Here is a 23,672-nt window from a genome sequence, read left to right on the forward strand (position 1 = left end):
ATCCGCAGCCCCGCCCGATAATTCCTCGATGCTTTTCCTGTTGTCGCCCGCCAAGTCCCTGGACTACGAAACCCCCGTCCCGGCCGACCTGCCCGCCACCAAGCCCGTGTTCGAAGGTCCCAAGGGGCCGTCATCCGAACTGATCACGCTGCTGCGCGAAAAATCACCGCAGCAGATCGCCGAGTTGATGCACCTGTCGGACAACCTTTCCGCGCTCAACGTCGGCCGCTACGCCGCCTGGGCACAGCGGAGCACCGCCAGGAATGCGAAGCAGGCGGCGCTGGCCTTCGATGGCGACGTCTACGGCGGCCTCGACGCCAAGACCCTCGAGCCCGCGCAACTCGACTGGGCCCAGCAACACATCGTGATCCTCAGCGGCCTCTACGGCGTGCTGCGGCCGCTCGACCGGCTGCAGCCCTATCGCCTGGAAATGGGCACGCCGCTGCCCAACCGCCACGGCAACAACCTCTACGACTTCTGGGGCAGCCGCATCTCGGACTACCTCAACAAGCGCGCCGCGGCCGACCGCACGCCGGTGGTCGTCAACCTGGCGTCGAACGAGTACTTCCGGTCGGTCGACCGCAAGGCGCTGAAGGCCCGCATCGTCGAATGCGTGTTCGAGGAATGGAAGGGCGACCGTTACAAAGTCATCAGCTTCTTCGCCAAGCGGGCGCGCGGCCTCATGGCACGATGGGCCATCCTGCACCAGGCCACGACGCCCCGTGCACTCGAGAAATTCGACCTGGAGGGCTATCGCTTCGATGCCGCTGCGTCGAAGCCCGACAGACTCGTTTTTCGGAGGAAGACGCAATGAGCGGAGCACAGGCAGTGAGTCCGGAGCTGCGCGCCTGGATCGTGTCGCAACTGGCCGCGGGCCATTCGATACCCGCATTGAAGACCTCGATGCGCGATGCCGGCTGGCACGACGACGTGGCCAGCGCCGCGCTGGCCGAACTCGGCCCGCTGGCAACCGGCGCGGGCGTGGCCCCGGCGCCCCCGCGCGAGATGCCGGGGCCCGACCTGAGCAACGCACCTTTGGAGATCGATGCCGATGGCCGCAAGGTGCAGGTGCTGCAGACCCTGCAGAACCCGCGCGTGATCGTGTTCGGCAACCTGCTGTCGGACGACGAATGCGAGGGCCTGATCGCTGCCGCGCGCGAACGGCTGGCACGCTCGCTCACGGTCGAGACCAAGACCGGTGGCGAAGTCCTCAACATCGATCGCACCAGCGACGGCATGTTCTTCGAGCGCGGGGAAAACGCCATCGTCGCGCGGCTGGAGTCGCGCCTCGCGGCCCTGTTGCGCTGGCCGATCGAGTTCGGCGAGGGCCTGCAGATCCTGCGCTACAGCCCCGGCGCGCAGTACCGCCCGCACTACGACTACTTCGACCCGGTCGAGCCCGGCACGCCGGTCATCCTCAAGCGCGGCGGACAGCGCGTGGCGACGCTGGTCATGTACTTGCAGTCGCCGGAGCAGGGCGGGGCGACCACCTTCCCCGACGTCGGCCTGGAAGTGGGGCCGGTGCGCGGTAGCGGCGTGTTCTTCAGCTACGACCGGCCCGATCCGGCCACCAAGACGCTCCACGGCGGCGCACCCGTTCTCGCAGGCGAGAAATGGGTCGCGACCAAATGGCTGCGCGAACGCGAATTCAAGTAAACAGGCACCTCATGAAACTCAAGGCAAACGGAATCCAGATCGAAGTCGACGACAGCGGGGCCGACGGCAGCCAGGGCGACCGCCCGGTGGTGCTGCTCATCATGGGCCTGGGCATGCAGCTGATCGGCTGGCCGCCCGACTTCGTGCAGCCGCTCGTGGACGCGGGTTTTCGGGTAGTGCGCTACGACAACCGCGACATCGGCCTGAGCGAAGGCTTCGAGCACAAGGGCAAGCGCAGCCTGGTGTGGCAGACGCTGCGCCAGCGCATCGGCCTGCGTGTGCACTCGGCCTACACGCTGCAGGACATGGCCAACGACGCGCTCGGCGTGCTCGATGCGCTGGGTGTGCAGCGCGCGCATGTGATCGGCGCCTCGATGGGCGGCATGATCGCGCAACGCGTCGCCGCCACCGCGCCGGATCGCGTGCTGAGCCTGACCAGCATCATGAGTTCGAGCGGCGCGCGCGGGCTGCCCGGTCCGCATCCGCAGATCGCCAGCGGCCTGATGCGCCGCCCGAGGAGCCACGACGAAGACGCGCTGGTCGACTTCAGCGTCGGCTTCATCAAGCTCATCGCGAGCCCGGCGTACCCCTATGAACCCGTCGCATTGGCCACGCGCGTGCGCACCGGCATCCGGCGCGCCTACCGTCCCGACGGCGTGGTGCGCCAGATGCTCGCGATCGGCGCGGACAGCGACCGGCCCACGGTGCTGTCGAAGATCAAGAGCCCGACGCTGGTGCTGCATGGCGATGCCGACAAGCTGGTGCCCATGGCATGCGGGCAGGATTCGGCCCGCCGCATTCCGGGCGCGCGCTTCGTGCCGATCGCAGGCATGGGGCACGACCTGCCGCCGCAGGTGAGCGCCATCCTGCTGGAGCACATCGTTCCCTTCCTCCGGGACCACGCTGCATGAGCCTTTCGAACACGCCCGAGGAGTCGCAGCTCGGCCGTCGCTCGGCCTATGTCGACCAGTACGACGCGAGCCAGTTGTTTCCCATCGCGCGCGCAACCCAGCGCGAGGCCATGGGCATCCGGGAAGGCGCCTTGCCCTTCTTCGGCGCCGACCTCTGGACCGGCTTCGAACTGAGCTGGCTCAACGCGCGCGGCAAGCCGCAACTGGCCATCGTGCACTTCACGATCCCGTGCGAGACGCCCAACATCATCGAGAGCAAGTCCTTCAAGCTCTACCTCAACAGCTTCAACAGCACCGTGTTCGCCAGTGCCGACGCGGTGCGCGAGCGGCTGCGTGCCGACCTGTCCGAAGCCACCTGGCGCGGCAGCGACCGCAGCGGCGGCATCGGCGTGCGGCTGGTGCTGCCCGATGCATTCGACCAGGAGCCCGTGCACGAGATGGACGGGCTCAACCTCGACCGGCTCGACATCGAATGCACGCACTACCAGCCCGCGCCGGAGCTGCTTCGTGCCGACCAGGACGAAGTGCACGTCAACGAGACGCTGACCAGCCGCCTGCTCAAGAGCAACTGCCTGGTCACCGGCCAGCCCGACTGGGGCAGCGTGCAGATCCGCTACAGCGGCCCGCCCATCGACCAGGCGGGCCTGCTGGCATACATCGTGAGCTTCCGCAACCACAACGAGTTCCACGAGCCTTGCGCCGAGCGCATCTTCAACGACATCCTGCAACGCTGCAAACCGACCAAGCTGGCCGTGTATGCCCGCTACACGCGACGCGGCGGACTGGACATCAATCCGTTCCGTACCAGCTGGCCGCAGGCGCTGCCAGCCAACGTACGCACCGCGCGACAGTAGGCACGCTCCTACAGCCAGGGCGCGCGGCCGGGACCATACTCACCGCTTCGACAATTTCCCCGGAGGGCGCCTTGAACGTGTTGATCGTTGACGACAACGAGTCTGCGGCCGACCTGTTGCAGGAATTGCTCTTGTTGCAGGACCACACCGCCCGCTGCTGCTACAACGCGCGGCAGGCGCTCGATGCATCGGCGTCGGAGCAGTTCGACGCAGCGCTCATCGACCTTTCCTTGCCAGACCTTCCCGGCAGCGAAGTCGCTCGCCACCTGCGCAGCACCAGCGGCGGACAACCCGTGCTGCTGGTGGCGATTTCCGGCTACTCCGAGCAAGACGCTACCGGCGCCAAGGCACGCGACCTGTTCGACCACTATTTGCAGAAGCCGATCGATTTCGACGCGCTCGACCGCATCCTCGCGGCGCCGCGCGTGCGCGCTTCTGCATGAAGGCTTCGCCGAGTGCCAGGAGCTGGATCGCGGCGGGCGTTCGGCACGAGTTGCTGACGCGCGCGCTGCCGGCATTGCGCCACGACATGGTGGCGCCGGTGTCGGTCATTCGCATGGGTTTGCTGATGCTCAAGCGCCAGGTCGCGGCGGACCCGATCGACGCTTCGACCTGCGCCCAGCGTGTTGAACTGGTGGAAAGCCAGGTCGGCGCCCTCGTTGCCGGCGTTCGCTCGCTGCGCGACTGGGAACTGGCCACCGCCGACGAGGGCATCACGCGATCGGCGCTGGTGGCGCAGTGTGTCTCGCTGATGCGCGCGGCCTACGAGATGCAGGGCATTTCGCTCGATGTCGACTCCGGGCTGGAGCCTGTGGAAGGCGAGACCCATTGGCCGCAATCGGCAGCCTTGCGCTACCTGCTGCTGGGCGGCATGGGGCATCTGCACGACAGCATCCAGGGCCTTGGCGCGGTCCGCATCGCGCCAGAGGGCACTCGCGCGCTGCGCCTGACGGCCGTCACGCACGACCAGGGCAGCGCACCGCGAGACAGCGCGGACGCACACCGCGCGCCGCGCGCGCTGGCCATCGACGCGATCGCCTTGCAGAGCCTGGCGGACGACCTCGGCTACGCCGTGACGCGCGAGGGCTCGACCCTGGTCCTGGATTTCGGGGCAGCCTGACGCGCGTTGCGTGACGCGCGTCGTCGCTGCAGCCGCAGGAAGGTCAGCAGCCGGGCCTCCGCGGCCAGCAGCCGGCGCGCGCCGGACGCGCGGCCCGCGATCTCCTTCCAGATATCGGTCATCGCGTCTGCATCGGCCGCGAGGCTGCTGCCCAGCGCCAGCACCGCCGGGTGGACGTACGCCTTCTTGCAGACCGCCGGCGTGTTGCCGAGTCGCGCCGCCACTGCAGCCAGGATTTCCTTGATGCCCGGGCGCGTGCCGCCTGGCGTGCCGCACAGCGGCGCGTTGCAGGCCAGCCGCGTAAGTTCCAGCGCCTGGACGGTGCCATGCCAGGTGCGGAAATCCTTGGCCGTGAATGGGCCGCCAGGCGCGGCTTCGCGCAGGTAGTCGTTCACGTCGGTGGACGAGAGGCTGTGGGGGGCGCCGTCTTCGTCCTGGTACTGGAACAGTTCCTGCCCGGGCAGTTGCTGGCAGCGCCGCACCACGTTCGCCACGCGCGGGTCGTCGACCCTCGCCTCATGCATCACGCCGCTCTTGCCGCGGAAACGCAGCATCAAGGCACTCCCACGCACCTGGGCGTGGCGATTGCGCAGGGTGGTCAGCCCGAAGGAGCCGTTGCTGCTGGCGTACTCCTCGTTGCCCACGCGCACGAAGGTGGTGTCGAGCAGGCGCACGAGCGTGGCGAGCACCAGCGTGCGCTTCAGTGGCGCACCGCGGCCCGGCTGCAGGTCGCGCGCGACGCGGGCGCGGATGCGCGGCAGCGCCTGGCCGAAAGCCTCGAGCCGGTCGAACTTGGTCTGGTCCTTCAGCGCGCGCCAGCCAGCGTGATAGCGGTATTGCGTGCGTCCGCGCGCGTCCTGGCCGGTCGCTTGCAGGTGCCCATTGGCCAACGGGCAGATCCATACGCGCTCGTACGCCGGCGGAATGGCGAGTTGGCGGATGCGCGCAATCTCCTTTGCGTCGCTGAGCCATTCGCCATTCGTATCCCTGTAGCGGAATGTGGTACCGGTCTTCACCCGACTGAAGCCCGGCATGTCCGGCCTGACGTAGATCAGGCTCAGACCATCGGCTATCTGAAGTCTAGGTTGGCGCTGCATGTCACATTGCTCGGCGATACTTTTTCCGGCGTCATGAAGACGTCGGCATGAAACGTGGTAAAGGGAAAAAGTTACCGGTTCGTGCCGTTTCCGAATCAAGAAGTTCACGGGAGCGAACGATGCCGGCAACACCGTCACACCCCGCGCATGCTTGCGCGCTTTCCACTTCGCAGCGATGAGTCCGCCCGATGCAGCCGCAGGGCGGTATCGATCGCTGCGGGCCTGCAGGGCCGTTGCGGCCATCCTGCTGGTGTGCTTTCATCTTTCCGACAACCTAGCAAAGGACAAGTTCTTCGGCCATGACGCGGACGTGCTGGTGCGGATCTTCGCGCTCGGTGGGCAGGCCCGCGTGGCGTTCTTCTTCGTGCTGAGCGGCTTCATCATCACGTTGATACACCGCCAGGATTTCGGCGTGCCCGGTCGCCTGCTGCCATACCTGTGTAGGAGGGCGACGCGAATCTATCCGACCTACGTGCTGGTCTTCGCGTGCGTGTACCTGGGGTCGCTGGCAGCGCCTTCTCTGCGCGAGGGACTGCCGACCGGCCTGGGCGTGCTCGTCAAGTCGCTGTTGTTGTTGCCGCAGGATCCGGCCGTGGTGGGCGGCACCGGCGCGCCCGTGATCTACGTGGCCTGGTCGCTGCAGTACGAGATGGTGTTCTATGGGGTGGTGGGATTGGGCATCCTTCACCGCAGGCTCTTCGTCGGCGCGGTGGCGATGTACATGGCGAACCTGGCCTGGCAACTGCACGGCGGCAGCGAGTCCTTTCCCGGGAGCTTCTTCGCCAATGACCTGCTGTTGCTGTTCGGCATCGGCGCGGCGACTGCCTGGGTGGTGGCGCAGGATTGGCGCATGCCTCGGCCGGTTCCCGTGGCTATCGTGGCGGGCGTTCTCTTCTTCGGATTCGGCGCCGTGGCCGAGGCGCTCGATGGAGGTTTGCCCCTGCCGCTCGTGCACCTGGGCTACGGGTTGTTTGCCGCGATGCTGATCGTCGCGCTGGTGCAGGCAGAGCAGCGCGAGCCGGGGCGCTTCGGGAACCGATTCGCCGCGGTTGTCGGCGACGCCTCGTATGCGCTGTTCCTGATTCACTTCCCGTTGCTTGCGCTGCTGAGCAAGGCGGCCGTTGCCGCAGGACTGCATGGCGTGGGCGGCATGCTGGTTTCGTTCGTGCTCATCCTGGCGAGTTGCATCGCGGCGTCGGTCGCCTTTCACCAATGGATCGAGCGGCCCTTGCTCAAGGGGCTCGCGCCTCGGGCCGCTTCGAAGCCGAAAGCGCCGGACATGGTCAGCGTCCTGGCGACCCCGCGACCCCACGAGGCGGCAGGTGCCGCACGACGTTGAAGTCGAACGGCGACCAGCGGCTCACCGTGACGCCGGCGAGGCGCAGGCCGCGGCCAGTCCAGTTGTTGCAGGTCTCGACCATGCTGTAGCGGCCTTCGGCCTCGTAGAAGGCGTCGTTGGCGGCGTAGTGGACGCCCGCCACCGGCGCGGCGCGGCCTTGGGGCAACGAGGCGCGCACGTAGTCGCGCAGCACGTCGTACTGGCGCTGCGAGAGCGGCACGCGATGGGCCAGCTTCTCGAATTCGGCGCGGCGCAGGTAGGTCACGTGCAGCACCGCGCTGTGGATACCCGCCAGCGCGCCGAGGGCGCGCTTCACGGTCAGGTCGGCCCAGGTCGGCGTGTACAGGTAGAAGTCCCGGTCGCCCCAGCCGATCGCGATGTAGTCGGCGTCTGGAGGTGCGGCGCGGAAATCGGCGGGCAGGAAAGTCTGCGACCAGTCCGTGCCATGGCCGCGCAGGGGAAGCACGATGTCGGTGTGCACGCCATTGCTCAGCACCCACGCCTCGATGGCGCGATCCTCGGCGGGCGGCGTCGCGTTGGCCGGCCAGAACATCAGCGCGCTCGCGATAGCGACATACGCCAGCGCGGCGATCACCGGCACCATCGCCACGCAGAGGAGCAAGCGCCACATAGGCTTTAGAACAGCGACGGCGTGATCGCGGTCGCTTCGGCGTCGACGCGCGGGCGCTTGCCCGGCGCAGCCACGCCGCTCGTCGGGGCAGGCGCTTCGTCCGCGCGCACCAGTGTGCCCACGCGCACGCCCAGCAGTCGCAGCGGGCGCTCCAGCGGCACGCGCTTGAGGCATTGGCCTGCGATCTGGCGGATGGTCCTGCCGTCGGCAGTGAAGACGCTCATCGTGTGGTCGCGCGTGGCGGTCTTGAAGTCGTCATAGCGCAGCTTGATCCCGATCGTCTTGCCGACGTAGCCCTTGCGCTGCAGGTCCTCGCCGACCTTCTCGCAAAGGTGCGTGAAGATCGCGCCGAGTTCGGCCCGGTCCCGAACGGCATGCAGGTCGCGCTCGAAGGTGGTCTCCCGACTCATCGACACGGGCTCGCTTTCGGTGACGACGGGCCGGTTGTCGCGGCCCCAGGAGATTTCATGCATCCAGGCGCCGGAGGACTTGCCGAAGTGCGCGATCAGCCAGTCGCGTTCCCTGGCGGCGATATCGCCGACGGTGTGGATGCCGAGCCCCTTGAGCTTCTCGTCCGCCTTCGGCCCGATGCCGTTGACCTTGCGCGCCGCCAGCGGCCAGATCTTCGATTCGAGGTCGTTCTCGTGGACGATCGAGATGCCGTTCGGCTTGTTGAATTCGCTGGCCAGCTTGGCAATGAGCTTGTTCGGCGCCACGCCGATGGAGCAGGTGAGGCCTGTGGCCTGCAGGATCGATTTCTGGATGAGGCGGGCCAGCACGCGGCCGCCTTCGCGCTGGCCGCCGGGCACATCCGTGAAGTCGATGTATACCTCGTCCACGCCGCGGTCTTCCACGACCGGCGCGATCTCGCGGATGGTGCTCTTGAACAGGCGCGACAGCCGCCGCACCTCGTCGAAATCCACCGGCAGCACGATGGCTTGCGGACACAGCCGGGCGGCCTTCATCATGCCCATCGCCGAACCCACGCCGAACTGGCGCGCGGCATAGGTGGCCGTGGTGATGACGCCGCGGCCGACGTAGTCCCTGAGCAGCGGGAAGGCCGCGACAGGCACCTCGTGCGAAGGCAGGCCGGCATGGTCGCGCGACAGGATCTCGTCCACCTTGCGCCGCCCGCCGCCGATCACCATCGGCAGGCCCATCAACTGCGGATAGCGCAGCAATTCGACCGACGCGAAGAACGCGTCCATGTCGAGATGGGCGATGCGGCGAAGGGGCGGCTTGGAGGAATCGGGCGGTGGCACTGCGGGCATTTTCGCGCGATGCCGTGGTCGCCGTCAGGGCGGCCGTCAGCGTTGCTCGACGGTGACGAGCAGGGGCGAGTCGAACATCGCCACCGGCGAGATCACCGGCTCGTCCAGCGGCACATGGTCGCCGTAGCGCTCGCGCATCGAAATGGCTGCGGGAACGCGCGGATTCGGCATGGGAGGAATTGTGCGTCCGGCGTCTTGCGCTGCGCGGTGCCTCCGGTCATCATCAACGCCATGCAACCCGTTGCCTCCACGCTCTGGCACCGCCTCGACCTCCCGGGCCACGATGCCTGCCGGCTCGATCGCCAGGGCGACGCGTGGCAACTGGACGGAACGGCCCTGTTCCGGCAGTCCGACGGGCGCATCGCGCAACTGCACTACCGGGTGCGTTGCGACAAGAACTGGCACACCCAATGGGGCACGGTGCGGGGTTGGATGGGCGGCAGCGCGATCGACTTCTCGGTGGCACGCGGCGCGCATGGCGACTGGAAGCTCAACGACGTTGCGGTGCCGGAGCTGGCGCATTGCGTCGACCTCGACCTGGGTTTCACGCCGGCCACCAACCTGATCCAGTTGCGACGCCTGAACCTCCAGCCCGGCGAAGCCGCCGACGCGCCGGCCGCCTGGCTCGACGTGGAGGACGGCGGCTTGACCATGTTGGCGCAACGCTACGAGCGCCGCGACGACCACAGCTACTGGTACCAGGCGCCGCGCTTCGACTACGCCGACCTGCTGCACGTGACGAGCGAAGGCTTCGTGCGCGAGTACCCGCGGCTGTGGATGGCGGAGCGGTAGCGCACACTCCCTGTGCGTCCGGTCGCCCGACGCCCGGCAGATCGCCGCAAGTCCTGGATGCCCGGCGCCGGCGCTTGCGGACCTTGCGCGGTGCCCTCGTCACTCGCGGACGATGCCCTGCCGCTCAAAGCACCAGAAATCCAGGAATCGGAAACGAATGAAGCGAACCGGACCCAGTCTCACAGCACGCGGCGTCGCCGCCAGTCGTGCCGCCCATCAACTGCTCGACCAACCCGTGGTCATGGACGACCCGATCGCGGTGCCGATCATCGGTCGCGAGGACGCCGACCGGATCGCACTCGGCGGGCGCCTCCTGGACAACGATGCCGCGCGCGCGCTGAGGGCCTTCGTGGTGGCGCGCGCCCGGTTCGCGGAGGCAGAACTCGGCGCGGCGATCGAGCGTGGCGTCGGCCAGTTCGTCGTGCTCGGCGCTGGGCTCGACACCTTTGCGTATCGCAACCCGTATCCGGCGGCGCGATTGCGTGTCTTCGAAGTCGATCACCCGAACACGCAGGCCTGGAAGCGCGAGCGCCTGGCCGAGGCCGGCATCCAGGAGCCGTCCACGCTGCGATATGTGAGCTGCGACTTCGAACATCAGGATCTGGCGACGGAACTGCGCGCTGCCGGGTTCGAGCGCGACAAGCCGGCCTTCTTCTCGTGGCTCGGCGTCTCGATGTACCTGGAGCACGAGGTGGTCATGGACATGATGCGCTTCTTCCGGTCGTTGCCGGCGGGCAGCGGTGTCGTGTTCGACTACCTGGCGCCGGTCGAGAGCGTCGGCTTCCTGCGCCAGATCCTGATCGGCATGATGACTGTGCAACTCGCCTGGTTGGGCGAGCCGTGGAAGTCGTACTTCGATCCGGCCGGGCTTGTCGAGGCGCTGCGGGCGCTCGATTTCTCGCACGTGAGCGACCTCGGGCCGAGCGATCTGAACGCGATGTACTTCCCGGACCGTCCTGAGCAGCTCATGGCCGGCGGGCTGGGGCATATGTTGACCGTACGAGTCTGACCAACCCCGAATTCGCCTGCGGCGCCCCGCCTTTTCTGCGATCGAACGCAAAAGCCGCACGAACGCATCGCGATGGGGCGCTGTTCGTGCATTTGTGTGCACTTCGCGCGACATCGGGTGTTGTCACCCATTCTGTTCGTTGCAACGTAAGTTAACAATTGGGCGAACATTCGAGGCCCAATCGTGATGAACGCTTCTCGCTGGATCAGATCCGTCCGCCGCTATCTGCGTGGCCTCCTGGGAGGCTCGCGAAAGCACAAGCTTTCGCGGCCCGGGTCTCGCGTGATGTCCTTCGGGGGTGGCCCGACGGCGTTGCCGCCGCGCACCGGCGCGGCGCGGGCAGCCGAGCGGATCGAGCCAACGGCGATGCCGGTGGAACGCGCGGCGTCCCAGGGACCGCAGGCCCGGCCAGCCAGCGTGGCGCCTGTCGCACCCATTGCGCCCAAGGCACCCATTGCGCCAGTTGGGACGGTTGCGCCAGTTGCGCCAGTTGCCTCGCAACCGGTCGCGGCGCAAGCCGCCGAGCCTATGACCGTGGCATCGGCATCCGTGCCGGCGGCAGCGCCTGCGCGCAAGCCCGTCCTTTCCGTGGTCCCGGCTGACTGGGACGAGCAGATCAGCAAGCCCGCCCCGGCTCCCCAGGTGGCCAAGCCGGCCGCGCCCAAGCCCGTCGCCGAAGCGCCCGCCGTCGCCAAGCCGATGCGCTCGCTGGAGGAAGTCCGGGCCGACCTGGCGCGGCTGCGCGCGAATGCCAAGGAGCGCCACAAGCCGGTGCCCGTCAAGCGCGACACCCATTTCGAGCCGACCGACTTCCAGGATTTCGTCGTGCCCGATCACCAGCCGACCCCCGACAGCTATGCGCCGACGGCGTACATGGGCTTCACCAACCTGAAGCCGCTCCCCGCAACGCCGCGGGACGACAAGCGCGAGCAGTGAGGGGCGGCGGGCCGGGCCCGGCCCTGGGAGGTCAGAACGTACCTGGAACGAGGATGCTCGAATCCACCTGGTCGATCTGCGTGCGGCCGCAGAAGGCCATGGTGATGTCGAGCTCCTTGTGCAGGATCTGCAGCGCGCGCGTCACACCTTCCTCGCCGAACGCCCCCAGCGCATAAAGGAAGGTGCGGCCGATCAGCGTGCCGCGCGCGCCGAGGGCACGGGCCTTCAGCACGTCCTGTCCGCTGCGGATGCCCCCATCCATCCAGACCTCGATCTCGCGGCCCACCGCGTCCGCGATGGCCGGCAGCGCCTCGATGGAGGATTGGGCGCCGTCCAGCTGGCGTCCGCCATGGTTCGACACGATCAGCGCATCGGCGCCGCTCGACGCGGCCAGCCGCGCATCCTCCACGTCCATGATGCCCTTGAGGATCACCTTGCCGCCCCAGCGCTTCTTGATCCATTCGACATCCGCCCAGCTCAGGGCCGGGTCGAACTGCTCGGCCGTCCATGACGACAGCGAGGACACGTCGCCCACGTTCTTCGCATGGCCGACGATGTTGCCGAAGGTGCGCCGCTTCGTGCCCAGCATGCCCATGCACCAGCGCGGCTTGGTCGCGAGGTTGATGAGGTTGGCGATGGTCGGCTTGGGCGGCGCGGTCAGGCCGTTCTTGATGTCCTTGTGGCGCTGCCCCAGCACTTGCAGGTCGAGCGTGATCTGCAGGGCCGAGCAGTTGGCAGCCTTGGCGCGGTCGATCAGGCGCTCGATGAAGTCGCGGTCCTTCATCACGTAGAGCTGGAACCAGAACGGATGGCCGTTGGTGGCGGCGGCGATGTCTTCCAGCGAGCAGATGCTCATGGTCGACAGCGTGAACGGAATGCCGAAGGCCTTGGCTGCCCTGGCGCCGAGGATCTCGCCATCGGCATGCTGCATGCCGGTCATGCCGGTGGGCGCGATGGCCACGGGCATCGCGATCTCCTGGCCGATCATGGTGGTGCGGGTGGAGCGGCCTTCCATGTTCACGGCCACGCGCTGGCGCAGCTTGATCTTCTGGAAGTCGCTCTCGTTGGCGCGGTAGGTGCCTTCGGTCCAGGCGCCGGAGTCGGCGTAGTCGTAGAACATGCGCGGCACGCGGCGCTTGGCGATCACTCGCAGGTCTTCGATGCAGGTGATCTTGGAAAGGTCGGGCACTTCGCGGTCTCCTGGCTGGTGTAAACGGTGCAGCCGCATTATCGGCACGGGGGATGGCACATGTGCAACGTACGCGCCAGGGACGCTCCGGCCGCGCAGTGTGGGACCTGAGTCAATGCCTCCTCGATGCGTCCTCAGTGCGCAACGAGCGACCGCGCCGCCTGCTGCAACGGTCCGAGCTGGCCGTGGATCAGGCGCAGTTGCTCGGCCACCAGGTTTTGCGAGGCGTCGGCGGCATTCGTGCCGCCGGCCTCCGCAGCCGCGGAGGGGTTGCCGGACGCGGGCGCCCGGCCCTGCGCCAGGCTGCTGCCCAGCGCCTGCAGCACGGATGCGACCTGCTCGGCATCCGCCAGCAGCGCGCTCGAGCGTTCGCCCGCGGCCAATGCCTCGCGGTGCGCGCCAAGGCCGGAAAGGTAGTTGAGCACCGTGTGCGAATGCACCAGGAAACGCAGGCCGCGCTCGCCTTCGTCGGCGCGGCTGCCGGGCTCGGTCATGAGGTTGCCCAGGGCCGTCGACAGCGCGGCATCGGCGTTGTGCGCGTTGCGCCGCGCGAGGCGGTAGGCCAGGTCGTCGACGCGGCCGTCTTGGAACTGCCGGGCCAGTTCGCGGAGGTAGTGCGCCAGTGCCGCCAGGCAGCGGCCGGCCAGTGCATCGAGCCGGCGGCCCTGCCAGTCGGGCAGCACCAGGAACACGGCCGCGCCGGCGAGCGCACTGCCGATCAACGTGTCGACCATGCGCGGCACGATCAGCACCTGCCCGTCGCCGGTCTGGTTGAAGCACATCAGCACGACCAGCGTCATCGAGGCCGTGGCGATGGTGTAGCGCGTGGTGCGCGTGCTGAAGAACAGCACGCCGGCCACCACGGTGAACATGGCTTGCAGCAGCAGGTTCGGAAACAGGTCGAACAGCGCCCAGCCGATGGCGAGGCCGACGAAGGTGCCCGCCACCCGCTGCAGCATGCGTTGCCGCGTGGCATTGAAGCTGGGCTGGCAGACGAAGATGGTGGTCAGCAGGATCCAGTAGCCCTGGTGCGCATGGATCGCGCGCATCAGCCCATAGCCGGCCGCCAGCGCGAGGCTCAAGCGCAGGGCGTGCCGCAGCAAGGGCGACGACAGGCGGAACTGCTCGCGCACGCGGCCCCACGCGTCACGCCACGAGCGCGGCGTGCGGTCATACAGCGCGCCGTCGTTGGCACCGAGTTGCATGGCTGGATCGCTCGCGCCCGCGAGCTGGGCATCGAGCGTGGCCAGGTTGCCGGCGAGGGCTTGCAGCGAGGCCAGCAAGTCGGTCCCCTGCGCATCCCGATGCGTGTCGAGGTAGTCGATGGCGTTGCGCAGGTCGCGCAGCGCCGTGGTGCTCTCGTCCCCCTTGACGAAGGGCAGGCGCAGCAGGATTGCGCGCCCCAGCTCCCCGCAGGCGCGCCCCTGCACACGCAGGAGGCGCTGGCAGCGGAACAGCACGTCGCTGTGGAAGAAGGCATCGATCAGGGCGTCGTACGGGTAGTGCGACGAACTGGCCCGCTCATGGATGTCCTGCGCGATGAAGTAGAGCCCCATGTACTGCTGCATGCGGTGGCTGGAGCGCGTGGCGTCGATGCGGTTGAAGAGGCCTTCCTTGGCCTGGTTGAGCGCCATCACCACGCGGCCGCTCTGCTGCGCGAGCCGCAGGCGCCGCACCTCGCCCTGGTCGTCGCGCACGGGCTCGAACAGGGTGGACTTGAGCCGCAGGTAGGCCTCCAGCTCGCGCATCACCTGCGCCAGGTCCTGTTGCACTGGCTGGTGGACGAACAGCGCGCACCAGAGTACCGACAGCAGGCCGTACCAGCTCGCGCCCGCCAGCAGCAGGGCCGGCTCCAGCCAGAAGGCCTGGCCCGCATCGCCGCGCTGGTCCATGCCGATGGCGGTGTACAGCGCCAGGATCAGCGTGGCATAGCCGATCGCCTGGTAGCGCCGGCTGATGGCGCCCAGCATCGTGAGCGTGAAGGTGACCACGACCAGCCCGGCGACGAACACCGCGCGATGGGCGAACGCGGCCTGCACCGCGAACGCCACCGTCGCAAAGCAGGCCAGCGTCAGCAGCAGCGCCCGGGCGCGGCCGCGCCAGTTGTCGTCGGTCTCCGCCAGCGCGCTGGCCACCACGCCAAGCAACAAGGGCACCAGTAGCGGCATCTGGTCGAGCGACCAGCAGCCGCCCACGAGCACCCCGAGCGCAATCCCCACGCGAACGCTGTAGGCGAAGCTGTTGAACGCCCACAGGCGGCGCAACGTGGCGGAGACATTCAGCGAGAACATGGTGTTGCGCTGCAACGATCGTGCCGCAGCGCCACGACGTTCACTGGGTAACCTTCGCGCCGCGCGCTTCGGTGCGAGCGCCTTCGGGCGGCCGGGCGGCGCTCACCGGGTAACCTTCGCGCTGCGCGCTACGGTGCGAGCGCCTTCGGAGCGGCCGGGCGGCGCTCATCCGCGCCGCTCCGCGGCCCGCAATGCCCGGCTGCGGGACTCCAGCCCGCGCAGCACCACGTCCACCCAGGCTTCGAAGCCGCTGGCGAGCGGCTGCGTCTTGCCGCTCGACCAGCGCAGCAGGAAGGCGCGGTTGCGCAAGGCGTCGAGGTTGCGGCCCAGGTGGGGGTGTCGTGCGTGATCCACCGCGTCGATCTGCGCGCGGCAGGCGGCTTCCCAGGCGGCCGTGTCGTCCGCGGGCGCGCTCGACAGTTCCAGCGTGGCAAAGCCGCACATCGCGGCAATGACGACATTGAAGGCGTCGACCAGTGCATCGCCTTCGAAGCGCGCATCCTCCAGCGCGGCGACCACATGCTGCAACAGCGGCGCATCGAAGGCAGCGTTGCAGGACAGTTCGCTGGCCACGGCCGGCGCCAGGTGCGGATGCTGGCGCAGCGCCTCCCGAAACCCCTGCAGTACCGCACGCAGGCGCACTTGCCAGGTGCCATCGGGCAGGCCGGTGGCCACTTCCGCAAGCGCCAGCGCGATGGCGCCGGAGACCAAGGCATCGCGGCTCGGAACGTGCCAGTAGATCGCGGCCGGAAACACGCCGAGGTTGGCCGCGAGTTGGCGGATATTGAAGGCTGGCAGGCCCTTGCGATCGATCAGGTCGAGGGCCGCCTGCAGGATGCGCTCGCGTCCCAGTGCCGCGTTGCCACCGCTGGCTGCGTCCTGCTTGCGTGGACGGCCCGGGCGAGGTCGCGCGGGTGGTGACGCCTTGCGGGAGGCGGGAGGAGGTCGCGGACTCGGCATCGGCGGATTCTAGGCGTCTTGTCCGGTGTTCAATTTTAATTGAACAACGTACAATTAATTTTTCACCCGTCCTTCCGCGCCCCTTTTTCGAGGAGTTCCAAGTGCTCATTCCCGCCACCCCGCCCGTCGGCCAGTTCGACGGCGGTTGCGTCTTCATCGATGGCGCGTACGCGCCGCTGTCGGAGGCAAAAGTCTCCCTGTTCGACTGGGGCTTCACCCGTTCCGACGTGACCTATGACGTCGCCACGACGTGGAAGGGCAGCTTCTTCCGCCTCGACGCGCACATGGACCGCTTCTTCCACAGCCTGCAGAAGATGCACTTGGGCATCCCGTACTCGCGCGCAGAGCTGCGCGAGATCCTGCATGGTTGCGTGCGCGCGGGCGGCCTGCAGGACGGCTACGTCGCGATGGTCTGCACGCGCGGCGTGCCGCCGCGCGGCGCCCGCGACCCGCGCCTGGCGCAGAACCGCTTCTATGCCTATGCGCTGCCCTATGTGTGGATTGCGTCGCGCGAGAAGCAGCTGGCCGGCATCGACCTGCACATCAGCGAGCGCCAGCGCATCTCGCCCGCGTCGGTCGATCCGACGGTCAAGAACTACCACTGGATCGACCTGGTGCAATCGATGTTCGACGCCTACGACCGGGGGCACGACACCAGCTGCGTGGTCGATGCAGAGGGCAACGTCACCGAGGGGCCGGGCTTCAACGTCTTCGCGGTGAAGGACGGGCAGGTCTTCACGGCGGACAAGGGCGTGCTGGAAGGCATCTCCCGGCGCACCGTGCTGGAACTGTGCGGCACGCTGGGCATTCCCCTGCATGTGGGGCCGCTGTCGGTCGATGCGCTGCGCAATGCCGACGAGGTGTTCCTCACGTCGAGCGGTGGTGGCGTGCTGCCCATCGGCAAGATCGATGGCCAGCCGCTGCCGCCGTTCCCCGGGCCCGTGACCACGCGGCTCCATGACGGCTATTGGGCGCTGCACGATGACCCGGCGTACAACGACCCGGTGGACTACGGCAGCGGGGCTTGAGCGCGCAGGGGCAAGACACGGGGCATGGCGGTGTGGCACATTCAGCCGGCGTGCCCACACCCCGCCACGAAAGCCGATCATGGAATCACGTCCACCCCTACCTCCCTTCACCCTCGAATCCGCCACGAAAAAGGTACAGGCGGCCGAAGATGCCTGGAACACGCGCGATCCGGTTCGCGTCAGCCTGGCCTACACGCCGGACACCGAATGGCGCAACCGCGCGGAATTCATCCACGGTCGCGAGCAGGTGGTCGAGTTCCTGCAGCGCAAATGGGCACGCGAGTTGGACTATCGGCTCAGGAAGACGCTCTGGGCCTTCATGGACAACCGCATCGCGGTGCGCTTCGAGTACGAATGGCATGACGACTCGGGGCAGTGGTTTCGCAGTCACGGCAACGAGAACTGGGAGTTCACCGCGCAGGGGCTGATGGCGAAGCGCTACGCAAGCATCAACGACCAGCCGATTGCGGAAGCGGATCGGAAGTTTCGTTGGGCGCGGGCTTCATGAGTCGATAGTTTCATGTTCGGTGCGCTGCGGGGTCCGCCCGGCATGCGGTGCGCGCCGGCTGCCTTCACTGTGCCGGTCGCTTCGCGACTCCCTTCCAGTGCTCGCGTTCGGCGGGGTCCATGTGAACTCGCTTCGCTCAAACAGCACATGGCCCTTGTCCGCCAAACGCTGCGCGCTTCAGCGGCACAGAGGCGGCATCCGTCGCGCACCGCATGCCGGGCTGCGGGGTTGATCAACGGGCAGTGATGCCTGTGAGCGGATAGATCACAGCGCCGCGTCGTGGTTGCGACTGCGACTGCGGCCGTGGCCGTGGCCGTGGCCGTGGCGGTGGCGGTCGCGGTGGCTGGGGCTGGGGCTGGGGCTGGGGCTGGGGCTGGGGCTGGGGCGGGGGCGGGGGCGGGGGCTGGGGCGGGGGCGGGGCTGAGGCTCGGGTTGCTGTTACGGCGAGCGGCGAGCGGGGACGGCCGCCCGGGTCCGCGGCAATTGCCTGGGGCTCTTCAGTCTCCGAGACGCTCCTACCTCCGATCACCCCCAAGCCCGGTAGACCATGCCCTCCGGTTGCCGCCTCTGTGGCGCCGAGGAGCGCAGCGTTTCGCGGATCAGGGCCACGTGCTGTTTGAGCGAAGCGAGTTCACGTGGACCCCGCGAAACGCGAGCACCGCAGGGGAGTCGCGCAGCGACCGTCACAGTGAAGGCGACCGGAGGGCATGGTCTGCCGGGCGCTCCCCGGGAAGCACGAGGACGGCACGCCAGTTGCTTGCCTCGAAGCGCCTCAATCCAGAAGGAGCCAAACCATGAACCGCAACGACGTCACCGAAAAGATCATCACCGTCAAGGTAGCCAAGGGCATCCAGTGGGCCGATGTCGCGAAGAAAGTCGGCCTGTCGAAGGAATGGGTGACGGCCGCCTGCCTCGGCCAGATGACGCTCGACGCCGCGCAAGCCAAGATCGTCGGCAAGATCTTCGGCCTCAGCGCCGAGGAGCAGAAGTGGTTGCAGGTCGTGCCGTACAAGGGCTCGCTGCCCACCGCCGTGCCGACCGACCCGCTGATCTACCGCTGGTACGAGATGGTCAGCGTCTACGGAACCACGATCAAGGAACTGATCCACGAGGAATTTGGCGACGGCATCATGAGCGCGATCGACTTCAGCATGAACATCACGCGCACGCCCGATCCGAAGGGCGACCGCGTCAACGTGGTGCTGTCGGGGAAGTTCCTGCCGTACAAGACCTACTGACGAAGGAGCCTTCCTGGCCGGCGCGGGTCAGGATGCCTTCGGCACCTCCCGCATGCTCCCGATCACGCCGCCCCTGGGCAGCATCAGCGCCAGCACGATCGTTCCCACGCTGGTCAGCAACAAGGCGACGAAGGTGAGATGCAGTGCGCCGCCGAGCGCCAGCCGTGTCACCGAATCGGCCGCGGCCTGCACGGTCGATTCGCGCAACAGGTGGCGAAGCTGGTCCTCGGGAATCGACTGGCCGCCATGCAGCCGCGCCAGGCCGAAGTTGAACACCGCGCCGAAGAACGCCGCGCCGAGCGCGCTGCCGAGGTTGCGCGAGAACACGTTGGAGGCCGTGGCGATGCCGCGCTGGGCCACGTCCACCGACTCCTGGATGATGATCAGCGAGCACAGGCTCACGAGGCCCATGCCCAGGCCCAGCAGGAAGGAACCCACGCCGGCCAGCATCGGCGGATGGCCAGGCTCCAGCAGCGCGAACACCGCGGTGCCCAGCGGCAGCAGCACTCCGCCCACGATCATCAGGCGCCACAGCCCGAAGCGCAGGAAGGTACGCGATGCCAGCGTCGCGCCGATGGGCCAGCCCAGCGTAACCATCGTGAGCATCAGGCCCGCGACCACGGGCGTCTGCCCGAGCACCACCTGCACGTACATCGGCACGAAGCTGGTCGCGCCCATCAGCGCCATGCCGCCGAGCAGCGCGGAGCCATTGAGCGTCGCCATCACGCGCGTGCCCCACAGCCGCAGCGACACCATCGGATCGGCGGCGCGCCGCTCCTGCGCGATGAACAGCAAGGCGACGACGGCGAACAGGCCGGCCCAGGCCCATGCCACGCCGGGCTGGCCCAGGCCGAACTCGGTGAGACAGATCATCAGCGCCGCGATGCCCACGGTGAAGAGGATCGCGCCGGGGATGTCGATCGACGCGCGGCGGACTGCGGGAGTCTCGTGCAGGAACCACCAGAAACCGGCCGCGGCCGCGATGCCGATCGGCACGTTGATCCAGAAGATCCAGCCCCACGAGAAGTTGCTCACGATCAGCCCGCCCGCCAGCGGCCCCAGCACCGACGACGCAGCCCATACGCTGGCGAGGTAGCCCTGCACCTTGCCGCGTTCGCGCGCCGGGTACAGGTCGCCGACGATCGTGAGCGCCATGGGCTGGACCGCGCCGGCGCCGATGCCCTGCAGCAGGCGGAAGGCGATCATGGCCGGCATCGACCATGCGAAGCCGCAAAGCACCGAGCCCGTGAGGAAGATCGCGATGCCCGTCAGCATCACCGGCTTGCGGCCGTAGAGATCGGAGAGCTTGCCGAAAACCACCGTCATCGCGGTCTGCGCGAGCAGGAAGGATGCGAAGACCCAGCTGTAGAGGCCGAGGCCGCCGAGGTCGGAAGCGATGCGGGGCATCACGGTGGAGACGATGGTGGCCTCGATCGCGACCATGGCCATCGAGGCCATGACCGCGGCGATGACCAGCGGACGGTGGGTGTTCTTTTTCATGGAGATGCGCGTGGAATGCAGCGCTGGATGATCGGCGAACGGCCTCGCCCGTGCCGGGGTGGGGTCAAGGCCCGCGCGCCGCCCTGCCGCCCTTGACGCCGGCGCCGCGGACTTCGAGCCGGATCTCGTCAAGCACCGTGCCCTGCGCATCGGTCAGCTGCACGACATGACGGCCGGGCCAGGGCAGCCATTGCACGCTGTTCTCGCGCGAGAAGGGCTTGCCGTCCATGCGCCAGCGGACTGAGCGGCCGGTGGCCTCGAAGCTCACGCGCTGGCGGTTGGGCGGGATGTCCGGATCGAGCGCGAGGATGGTGCCGTCGGCCGGTGCGGTGATGCGCGCCGCTGCCCTGTCGCCCGTGGCGGGCTCGATCGCGAACAGCGCTTGTTCGGTGCCTGGCAGGAACCATTCGCTGCGCGCCGCCTCCAGCGGCCCGGCGTCGGCGTCGGCGTCGGCGTCGGCGTCGGCGTCGGCGTCGGCGCTGGCGCCGAACGTGACCTTCGCCTGCACCAGGCCGGCCGGCGGCGATGGCGCGCGGCTGGGTTCGTGCCGGTGCAGGAAGCCCATCAGGTCGGCCCACACCGGCGCCGCGCCGCTGGTGCCGCTCACGTCCCGCATCGGCGCGCCGCTGGCATTGCCGACCCACACGCCGACCGTGTAGCGCTGCGACCAGCCGATGGCCCAGTTGTCGCGCATGTCCTTGCTGGTGCCGGTCTTGACGGCCGTCCAGAAACGGGTGCCCAGCACGCTGTCCAGGCCGAAGGTGCGCGCACGCGCATTGGCGTCGCTGAGGATGTCCCCCACGATGAAGGCCGCGCCCTCGTCGATCGCCTGCCGGCCCTGGACGGCGCCCGGCTGGGCCTGCACCACGTCCCGCGTCGGGCTGTAGCGGCCACCGTTGGCGAGTGTTCGGTACCCGTTCGTCAACGCCAGCAGGGACACCTCCGCACTCCCCAGCGCCAGGCTGTAGCCGTAATAGTCGCCGCTCTCGCGCAGCGGCAAGCCCGCCGCGCGCAACTGGCGCGCGAACGCCTCGGGCGACACCATCACCAGCGTGCGTACGGCCGGCACGTTGAGCGACGAGGCGAGCGCGGTGCGCACCGACACATGGCCCTTGAACAGCCGGTCGTAGTTCTGCGGGATGTAGAGACCGCTGGCCGTGCTGATCTGCGCCGATGAATCGTCCAGCAGCGATGCGGCCGTGAGCCGCCGCTCGGCAATCGCCTGCGCGTAGAGCAGCGGCTTCAGCGTGGAGCCGGGTTGGCGCTGCGCCAGCACGCCATCGACCTCGGCCGCCTGGCTCAGCGGCCCCGACGAGCCGACCCATGCCAGCACTTCGCCGTTGGCGTTGTCGAGCACGACCAGTGCGCCGTCCTCCACCTCGCGACCGCGCAATTCGCGCAGGTGTCGCTGCAAGGCGCCGAGCGCGAAGCGTTGCAGCGGCGCGCGCAAGGTCGTGCGGATGCTCTCTGCGCCATTCGCGTTGTTCGCGACGCGGCGCCCGAGGTGCGGTGCGATGCCTTCGCTCGAATCGAACACGCGGCGCTGCAGGGCCGCGCTGGCGAACATGTCCATCGCGTCGCAGTCGGCCTGGCGGAGATCCGGGCCCGTCTGTTCCATCGTTCGCAGCAGCTCGCAGGCCCGTTGCGCCACCTGCGCTGGCTTGGCGTTGGGCGCGCGAACCAGTGCCGCGGCCAGTGCGGCCTCGCGCGCGTCGAGCCCGCTCGGCGCCTTGCCGAACAGCGTCCGCGACAAGGCGTCGATGCCGACCACTTCACCGCGGAACGGCACGGTGTTGAGGTAGGCCTCGAGGATCTGGTCCTTGCGCCAGGTGCGCTCCAGTCGCTGCGCATCGAGGGTCTGGCCGACTTTCTGCGACAGGCTGCGCCCGCCCGCGCCCTGGCGCAGGTCTTCATCGAGCAGGCCGGCCAGTTGCATGGTGATGGTCGATGCGCCACGCGTGCGCGTGTTCCAGAGATTGCCCCACGCGGCCGCCGACACGGCGCGCCAGTCGACACCGCTGTGCTCATGGAAGCGCTTGTCTTCCGACAGCAGCATCGCGCTGCGCAAGGCGGGCGACACGTCAGGCAGCGCCACCCATTGCCCGCGCCGCACGGTGGCGTCGGTGCGCACGCGCTGCAGCAGCTCGCCATCGCGGTCGAGTACGCGCACGTCGGAGGGATGGAAGTCGCGCCGCACCTCGTCGAAGGCCGGCACCGCCTGCGCGTGCGGCACCGTCATCGCCAACAGGATGGCGATGGCGATCAACGGCAATGGACGGCGGCTCGGGGGAGGACGCATGGGTCTGGGGACTACTCGAATACGGGCAGATGCGGCGTTGTTGCGCGCGGGCCCGGCGGCCATTGTGAAGGCTGTGAAAGAAAAGGAAACACCATGAAGAAAACAGTTCTCTTGCTGGCCGCAGCGGCCATCACCGCCTTGTCGGGATGCGTCGCCGTGCCCTACGACGCGGGCTACTCGCGCGCCGAGCCGCCGCCTCATGCACGCGGCCGCGGTGATCGTGACCGCGACGGCGACGGCGTGCCCAATCGCTACGACCGGGCGCCGGACAATCCCGCGTATCGCTGAAGCGGGATGTCGCGCGCCTGATGCCCGGCCTTGCCACGCCGGGCCGCTGAACCTATCGTGAGGCTCCATCAACGCATCTCACGAATCGGAGCCTCACATGCCCAAGGGTTACTGGATCGCGCGCGTCGACGTCTCCGACCCGGAGCAATACAAGGCCTACATCGCGGCCAATGCGGAGCCGTTCCGCAAGTACGGCGCGCACTTCCTCGTGCGTGCCGGCCCGTTCGAGAATCCCGAAGGTATCAGCCGCTCGCGCAACGTCGTGATCGAGTTCCCGTCGCACCAGGCCGCCCTCGATTGCTGGAAATCGCCGGAGTACCAGGCGGCCCTCAAGCTGCGCACCTCGGTCTCGACCCTCGACCTCGTGATCATCGAAGGCTACGAGGGGCCGCAACCGGGCGACACGAAGGCGTAGGCCGTCGACTCACGGCCTGGCGACAGCGAAAAGAATCACCTTCAGGCGCGTTCGCCGAAGCGCGCGGCCGACCGGGCCTTGGCTCGCTGCGCCTCGACTTCCCGGTCACGCGGCTCGGCCGTGGTCACGAGCGACCGGATCAGCGTCCGCGCCGTGGCCGCCACTTCCTCCACGGCGCGGTCGAAGGCCTCGGTGTTGCTTTTCGATGGCACGGTGAAGCCGCTCAGCTTGCGGATGAACTGCAGCGAGGCGTCGCGGATTTCCTGCTCGGTGGCCGGCGGCTCGAAATTGAAAAGCGTTCGGATGTTCCTGCACATGCGCGTGCTCCCGGTGCGTCTGG

General features: G+C 68.2%; 25 protein-coding genes. 15 read left to right on the forward strand and 10 right to left on the reverse strand.

Annotated features, from left to right (window positions below):
• Positions 1 to 28 precede the first annotated feature (28 nt).
• From yaaA to HCU76_RS00595, 6 genes are all read left to right on the forward strand, one after another.
• On the forward strand, positions 29 to 814 hold the full coding sequence (yaaA, locus tag HCU76_RS00570; protein ID WP_218508155.1) for a peroxide stress protein YaaA: 786 nt from the start codon (positions 29 to 31) through the stop codon (positions 812 to 814).
• Positions 811 to 1,656, forward strand: a complete 846-nt coding sequence (locus tag HCU76_RS00575; protein ID WP_218508156.1) for a 2OG-Fe(II) oxygenase — start codon at positions 811 to 813, stop codon at positions 1,654 to 1,656. Before yaaA ends, HCU76_RS00575 begins: the two co-directional genes overlap by 4 nt.
• 11 nt (positions 1,657 to 1,667) lie before the next feature.
• Complete coding sequence (locus HCU76_RS00580; protein ID WP_218508157.1) at positions 1,668 to 2,567, forward strand: alpha/beta fold hydrolase; 900 nt, start codon at positions 1,668 to 1,670, stop codon at positions 2,565 to 2,567.
• On the forward strand, positions 2,564 to 3,421 hold the full coding sequence (queF, locus tag HCU76_RS00585; protein WP_218508158.1) for an NADPH-dependent 7-cyano-7-deazaguanine reductase QueF: 858 nt from the start codon (positions 2,564 to 2,566) through the stop codon (positions 3,419 to 3,421). Before HCU76_RS00580 ends, queF begins: the two co-directional genes overlap by 4 nt.
• 77 nt (positions 3,422 to 3,498) lie before the next feature.
• Entirely contained in the window at positions 3,499 to 3,864 is a 366-nt protein-coding gene (locus HCU76_RS00590; RefSeq protein ID WP_345944669.1) for a response regulator, read from the forward strand.
• Positions 3,861 to 4,541 (forward strand): hypothetical protein, encoded by a 681-nt coding sequence (locus HCU76_RS00595; protein ID WP_218508159.1) that lies wholly within the window; start codon positions 3,861 to 3,863, stop codon positions 4,539 to 4,541. The genes HCU76_RS00590 and HCU76_RS00595 overlap by 4 nt, the downstream gene beginning before the upstream one ends.
• Here HCU76_RS00595 and HCU76_RS00600 read toward each other — a convergent pair.
• On the reverse strand, positions 4,487 to 5,638 hold the full coding sequence (locus HCU76_RS00600; protein WP_256353890.1) for a DNA topoisomerase IB: 1,152 nt from the start codon (positions 5,636 to 5,638) through the stop codon (positions 4,487 to 4,489). The genes HCU76_RS00595 and HCU76_RS00600 overlap by 55 nt on opposite strands.
• 175 nt (positions 5,639 to 5,813) lie before the next feature.
• Here HCU76_RS00600 and HCU76_RS00605 point away from each other — a divergent pair, with 175 nt between their 5' ends.
• Positions 5,814 to 6,977 carry an acyltransferase gene (locus HCU76_RS00605; RefSeq protein ID WP_218508160.1) on the forward strand — a complete coding sequence of 388 codons (1,164 nt, stop codon included), beginning with the start codon at positions 5,814 to 5,816 and terminating at the stop codon, positions 6,975 to 6,977.
• Here the strand turns inward: HCU76_RS00605 and HCU76_RS00610 are convergent.
• The 3 genes from HCU76_RS00610 to HCU76_RS36435 are packed head-to-tail and all read right to left on the reverse strand — an operon-like array spanning position 6,922 to position 9,050.
• Entirely contained in the window at positions 6,922 to 7,608 is a 687-nt protein-coding gene (locus HCU76_RS00610) for a TIGR02117 family protein (protein ID WP_218508161.1), read from the reverse strand. The two genes, HCU76_RS00605 and HCU76_RS00610, sit on opposite strands and share 56 nt — an antisense overlap.
• A 5-nt stretch (positions 7,609 to 7,613) precedes the next feature.
• Entirely contained in the window at positions 7,614 to 8,879 is a 1,266-nt protein-coding gene (locus HCU76_RS00615; RefSeq protein WP_218508162.1) for a DNA polymerase IV, read from the reverse strand.
• A 36-nt stretch (positions 8,880 to 8,915) separates the two neighbouring features.
• The gene (locus tag HCU76_RS36435) at positions 8,916 to 9,050 is read right to left on the reverse strand and encodes a hypothetical protein (protein ID WP_256353892.1); all 135 of its coding nucleotides are present in this window, start codon (positions 9,048 to 9,050) and stop codon (positions 8,916 to 8,918) included.
• 60 nt (positions 9,051 to 9,110) lie between these two features.
• On the opposite strand from HCU76_RS36435, the gene HCU76_RS00620 reads away from it, so the two are divergent.
• The 3 genes from HCU76_RS00620 to HCU76_RS00630 all read left to right on the forward strand — a co-directional run bounded on the left by HCU76_RS00620 (position 9,111) and on the right by HCU76_RS00630 (position 11,616).
• Complete coding sequence (locus HCU76_RS00620) at positions 9,111 to 9,671, forward strand: putative glycolipid-binding domain-containing protein (protein WP_213954971.1); 561 nt, start codon at positions 9,111 to 9,113, stop codon at positions 9,669 to 9,671.
• A gap of 157 nt (positions 9,672 to 9,828) precedes the next feature.
• A complete protein-coding gene (locus HCU76_RS00625) occupies positions 9,829 to 10,680 on the forward strand; it encodes a class I SAM-dependent methyltransferase (RefSeq protein WP_218508163.1) in 852 nt (283 codons plus the stop codon).
• A 534-nt stretch (positions 10,681 to 11,214) separates the two neighbouring features.
• Positions 11,215 to 11,616, forward strand: coding sequence for a hypothetical protein (locus tag HCU76_RS00630; RefSeq protein WP_213954969.1), 402 nt, complete (start codon positions 11,215 to 11,217; stop codon positions 11,614 to 11,616).
• A gap of 31 nt (positions 11,617 to 11,647) precedes the next feature.
• Here HCU76_RS00630 and HCU76_RS00635 read toward each other — a convergent pair whose 3' ends face one another.
• The 3 genes from HCU76_RS00635 to HCU76_RS00645 form a co-directional block, all read right to left on the reverse strand.
• A complete protein-coding gene (locus tag HCU76_RS00635) occupies positions 11,648 to 12,805 on the reverse strand; it encodes an alpha-hydroxy acid oxidase (protein WP_345944661.1) in 1,158 nt (385 codons plus the stop codon).
• 134 nt (positions 12,806 to 12,939) lie between these two features.
• Positions 12,940 to 15,096: a YccS family putative transporter gene (gene yccS, locus HCU76_RS00640; protein WP_213954967.1), complete on the reverse strand. Its 2,157-nt coding sequence runs from the start codon at positions 15,094 to 15,096 to the stop codon at positions 12,940 to 12,942.
• Between the two features lie 165 nt (positions 15,097 to 15,261).
• On the reverse strand, positions 15,262 to 16,056 hold the full coding sequence (locus tag HCU76_RS00645; protein WP_213954966.1) for a TetR/AcrR family transcriptional regulator: 795 nt from the start codon (positions 16,054 to 16,056) through the stop codon (positions 15,262 to 15,264).
• 101 nt (positions 16,057 to 16,157) lie between these two features.
• Between HCU76_RS00645 and HCU76_RS00650 the strand changes: the two genes are divergently transcribed.
• From HCU76_RS00650 to cynS, 3 genes are all read left to right on the forward strand, one after another.
• Positions 16,158 to 17,084 carry an aminotransferase class IV gene (locus HCU76_RS00650; RefSeq protein ID WP_345944660.1) on the forward strand — a complete coding sequence of 309 codons (927 nt, stop codon included), beginning with the start codon at positions 16,158 to 16,160 and terminating at the stop codon, positions 17,082 to 17,084.
• Between the two features lie 79 nt (positions 17,085 to 17,163).
• Positions 17,164 to 17,592: a nuclear transport factor 2 family protein gene (locus tag HCU76_RS00655; RefSeq protein WP_213954965.1), complete on the forward strand. Its 429-nt coding sequence runs from the start codon at positions 17,164 to 17,166 to the stop codon at positions 17,590 to 17,592.
• Between the two features lie 794 nt (positions 17,593 to 18,386).
• A complete protein-coding gene (gene cynS / locus HCU76_RS00660; RefSeq protein WP_213955232.1) occupies positions 18,387 to 18,830 on the forward strand; it encodes a cyanase in 444 nt (147 codons plus the stop codon).
• Between the two features lie 27 nt (positions 18,831 to 18,857).
• On the opposite strand, the gene HCU76_RS00665 is transcribed toward cynS, so the two are convergent.
• Both HCU76_RS00665 and pbpC read right to left on the reverse strand, forming a co-directional pair.
• Complete coding sequence (locus tag HCU76_RS00665) at positions 18,858 to 20,336, reverse strand: MDR family MFS transporter (RefSeq protein ID WP_371319747.1); 1,479 nt, start codon at positions 20,334 to 20,336, stop codon at positions 18,858 to 18,860.
• 58 nt (positions 20,337 to 20,394) lie between these two features.
• A complete protein-coding gene (gene pbpC, locus HCU76_RS00670) occupies positions 20,395 to 22,629 on the reverse strand; it encodes a penicillin-binding protein 1C (RefSeq protein ID WP_218508164.1) in 2,235 nt (744 codons plus the stop codon).
• 93 nt (positions 22,630 to 22,722) lie between these two features.
• Here pbpC and HCU76_RS00675 point away from each other — a divergent pair, with 93 nt between their 5' ends.
• Together HCU76_RS00675 and HCU76_RS00680 are read left to right on the forward strand one after the other, a co-directional pair.
• Positions 22,723 to 22,917 (forward strand): hypothetical protein, encoded by a 195-nt coding sequence (locus HCU76_RS00675; RefSeq protein ID WP_213955235.1) that lies wholly within the window; start codon positions 22,723 to 22,725, stop codon positions 22,915 to 22,917.
• Positions 22,918 to 23,014: 97 nt separating this feature from the next.
• On the forward strand, positions 23,015 to 23,332 hold the full coding sequence (locus HCU76_RS00680; protein ID WP_213955236.1) for a DUF1330 domain-containing protein: 318 nt from the start codon (positions 23,015 to 23,017) through the stop codon (positions 23,330 to 23,332).
• Positions 23,333 to 23,373: 41 nt separating this feature from the next.
• Here HCU76_RS00680 and HCU76_RS00685 read toward each other — a convergent pair whose 3' ends face one another.
• A complete protein-coding gene (locus tag HCU76_RS00685; protein WP_213955237.1) occupies positions 23,374 to 23,649 on the reverse strand; it encodes a DUF2277 domain-containing protein in 276 nt (91 codons plus the stop codon).
• Positions 23,650 to 23,672: the final 23 nt, after the last annotated feature.

The organism is Variovorax sp. dw_308 (assembly GCF_019207085.1).
Taxonomy (GTDB): domain Bacteria; phylum Pseudomonadota; class Gammaproteobacteria; order Burkholderiales; family Burkholderiaceae_C; genus Variovorax.

What these genes read in the sequence shown, in the direction of transcription:
- queF (WP_218508158.1), top strand. Translation starts at nt 2,564, where the DNA reads ATGAGCCTTTCGAACACGCCCGAGGAGTCGCAGCTCGGCCGTCGCTCG.
- HCU76_RS36435 (WP_256353892.1), bottom strand. Translation starts at nt 9,050, where the DNA reads ATGCCGAATCCGCGCGTTCCCGCAGCCATTTCGATGCGCGAGCGCTAC.
- HCU76_RS00615 (WP_218508162.1), bottom strand. Translation starts at nt 8,879, where the DNA reads ATGCCCGCAGTGCCACCGCCCGATTCCTCCAAGCCGCCCCTTCGCCGC.
- HCU76_RS00675 (WP_213955235.1), top strand. Translation starts at nt 22,723, where the DNA reads ATGAAGAAAACAGTTCTCTTGCTGGCCGCAGCGGCCATCACCGCCTTG.
- HCU76_RS00655 (WP_213954965.1), top strand. Translation starts at nt 17,164, where the DNA reads ATGGAATCACGTCCACCCCTACCTCCCTTCACCCTCGAATCCGCCACG.
- yaaA (WP_218508155.1), top strand. Translation starts at nt 29, where the DNA reads ATGCTTTTCCTGTTGTCGCCCGCCAAGTCCCTGGACTACGAAACCCCC.
- HCU76_RS00620 (WP_213954971.1), top strand. Translation starts at nt 9,111, where the DNA reads ATGCAACCCGTTGCCTCCACGCTCTGGCACCGCCTCGACCTCCCGGGC.
- HCU76_RS00600 (WP_256353890.1), bottom strand. Translation starts at nt 5,638, where the DNA reads ATGCAGCGCCAACCTAGACTTCAGATAGCCGATGGTCTGAGCCTGATC.
- HCU76_RS00625 (WP_218508163.1), top strand. Translation starts at nt 9,829, where the DNA reads ATGAAGCGAACCGGACCCAGTCTCACAGCACGCGGCGTCGCCGCCAGT.
- HCU76_RS00645 (WP_213954966.1), bottom strand. Translation starts at nt 16,056, where the DNA reads ATGCCGAGTCCGCGACCTCCTCCCGCCTCCCGCAAGGCGTCACCACCC.
- HCU76_RS00580 (WP_218508157.1), top strand. Translation starts at nt 1,668, where the DNA reads ATGAAACTCAAGGCAAACGGAATCCAGATCGAAGTCGACGACAGCGGG.
- HCU76_RS00575 (WP_218508156.1), top strand. Translation starts at nt 811, where the DNA reads ATGAGCGGAGCACAGGCAGTGAGTCCGGAGCTGCGCGCCTGGATCGTG.
- HCU76_RS00685 (WP_213955237.1), bottom strand. Translation starts at nt 23,649, where the DNA reads ATGTGCAGGAACATCCGAACGCTTTTCAATTTCGAGCCGCCGGCCACC.
- cynS (WP_213955232.1), top strand. Translation starts at nt 18,387, where the DNA reads ATGAACCGCAACGACGTCACCGAAAAGATCATCACCGTCAAGGTAGCC.
- HCU76_RS00610 (WP_218508161.1), bottom strand. Translation starts at nt 7,608, where the DNA reads ATGTGGCGCTTGCTCCTCTGCGTGGCGATGGTGCCGGTGATCGCCGCG.
- yccS (WP_213954967.1), bottom strand. Translation starts at nt 15,096, where the DNA reads ATGTTCTCGCTGAATGTCTCCGCCACGTTGCGCCGCCTGTGGGCGTTC.
- HCU76_RS00680 (WP_213955236.1), top strand. Translation starts at nt 23,015, where the DNA reads ATGCCCAAGGGTTACTGGATCGCGCGCGTCGACGTCTCCGACCCGGAG.
- HCU76_RS00605 (WP_218508160.1), top strand. Translation starts at nt 5,814, where the DNA reads ATGAGTCCGCCCGATGCAGCCGCAGGGCGGTATCGATCGCTGCGGGCC.
- pbpC (WP_218508164.1), bottom strand. Translation starts at nt 22,629, where the DNA reads ATGCGTCCTCCCCCGAGCCGCCGTCCATTGCCGTTGATCGCCATCGCC.
- HCU76_RS00595 (WP_218508159.1), top strand. Translation starts at nt 3,861, where the DNA reads ATGAAGGCTTCGCCGAGTGCCAGGAGCTGGATCGCGGCGGGCGTTCGG.